We start from the raw sequence: 1,379 nt of genomic DNA, 5'->3' as shown, positions 1-1,379 counted from the left end.
CTGTTCACGGCAATTAGCGGAACAGCCGTATATTTTTACATCAAAAAACGGCGGGTCAAATATATAGACGGCTCTTGGAAAGTAGTGGACTATAAAGAAAATCCTGAAGAAGTACCTGAAAGATCAAATATAAAACTTAAAGATCATCTTTTTGCCCCGGTTTCAACTGTATCCCTAAAATTAAAGCTGCGGCCGCAGGGATACCACGGAAAAGAGGGGATAGGGCAGAAAGACCTGGTGAATTATCTGAATGACTATTATTACCATCAATACGAGAACGAAATCCGGTATTTTGTTTACATGCACTTTGAAACCGAAAAAAAACATCAACGCCTTCGGAAAATAAAAGGCCCTTTTGAAGCCCCTCCCATAGATGATAAAACAAACTTTATTGAATTGTTTTGGGTTTTGTGTAAAGAAGAAATTATCACCAATTCATTTTCGGATGTCTCTACCTTTCTCAATACCATTTATCCCTGGTTGGGAAATTCCATAGAAAAAATTCCCAGTGAGAATAAATTTTCAGAGAATTATAAAAGCACTCCCAATATCCGAACCTTTCTTGACCGGATTAGAAGAAAACGATAAAGATAAAAACGCTTTATTGTTGAATACACTTGTCTTATTTTCAATCCCTTGTATTTCCAATTAGGCGAATGTTTAACGAGTCTTCCCCTTTTTAAGCCAACTTTGAACTGTTGAAACGGAAGTTTAATCTTAAAACAGTTTGATGATGAGCAATGTATTGTTTTATACCCACAACAAGGAAGACTTGAAAAGGGTGGTACGCATGGTTGTGGAAGAAATCCGGAAGACCGAAATAGTTTCCCATACCCCCATGAACTCGGAAGAAGACCGGTTAACCCAAAAAGAAGCCGCCAGGTTTTTGGGTATTTCGGTAACGAGCTTAATTAGTTGGAAGAAAAAGGGATTAGTACCTTACTTCCAGATCGGTCGGTCTATTTTCTTTTCCAAAGTAGAACTTTTGGAATTGGCCCGGAAGAACCCCGGTTTAATTAAACCGAGCAGGAAATAATGCAAAGGGAACAGCCGTCATATTACTCCATTCTCCCGGCACCGGTCAGGTACGACAAAAGACTGACCCCGAATGCCAAAATCCTATATGCAGAGATCACTTCCCTGACCAACCAGTTAGGTTTTTGCTATGCCACTAACCGGTATTTTGAAGAATTGTTCCAGGTATCTACCCAATCGATCAATTTCTGGTTAAAACAACTGGAGGATTTGGGGTATATCCAGAGGCACCTGTACCGGGATGAGGGTACTAAAGAAATCCTGAATAGGTATATCAGCATTTTTGAGAAGCCTATACAAGAAAATTTGAATAGGCCTATACAAGCATTCTTTAAGGATAATAC

At 39.2% G+C, this 1,379-nt stretch carries 3 protein-coding genes; all 3 read left to right on the top strand.

The genetic code is table 11. From position 1 onward, the window contains the following. A partial coding sequence (locus tag ED312_RS23780; protein ID WP_170164508.1) for a hypothetical protein occupies positions 1-588 on the top strand: 588 nt, incomplete at its 5' end. 142 nt (positions 589-730) lie between these two features. After that, positions 731-1,036: a helix-turn-helix domain-containing protein gene (locus tag ED312_RS12570; protein WP_240643095.1), complete on the top strand. Its 306-nt coding sequence runs from the start codon at positions 731-733 to the stop codon at positions 1,034-1,036. Next, a partial coding sequence (locus ED312_RS12565; protein ID WP_148044283.1) for a helix-turn-helix domain-containing protein occupies positions 1,036-1,379 on the top strand: 344 nt, incomplete at its 3' end. The genes ED312_RS12570 and ED312_RS12565, both read left to right, overlap by 1 nt.

It is taken from the genome of Sinomicrobium pectinilyticum (assembly GCF_003725735.1).
GTDB lineage: Bacteria > Bacteroidota > Bacteroidia > Flavobacteriales > Flavobacteriaceae > Sinomicrobium > Sinomicrobium pectinilyticum.
Note: the sequence above shows the minus strand (reverse complement) of the source record. Positions and strands in the feature narration are given on the sequence as shown.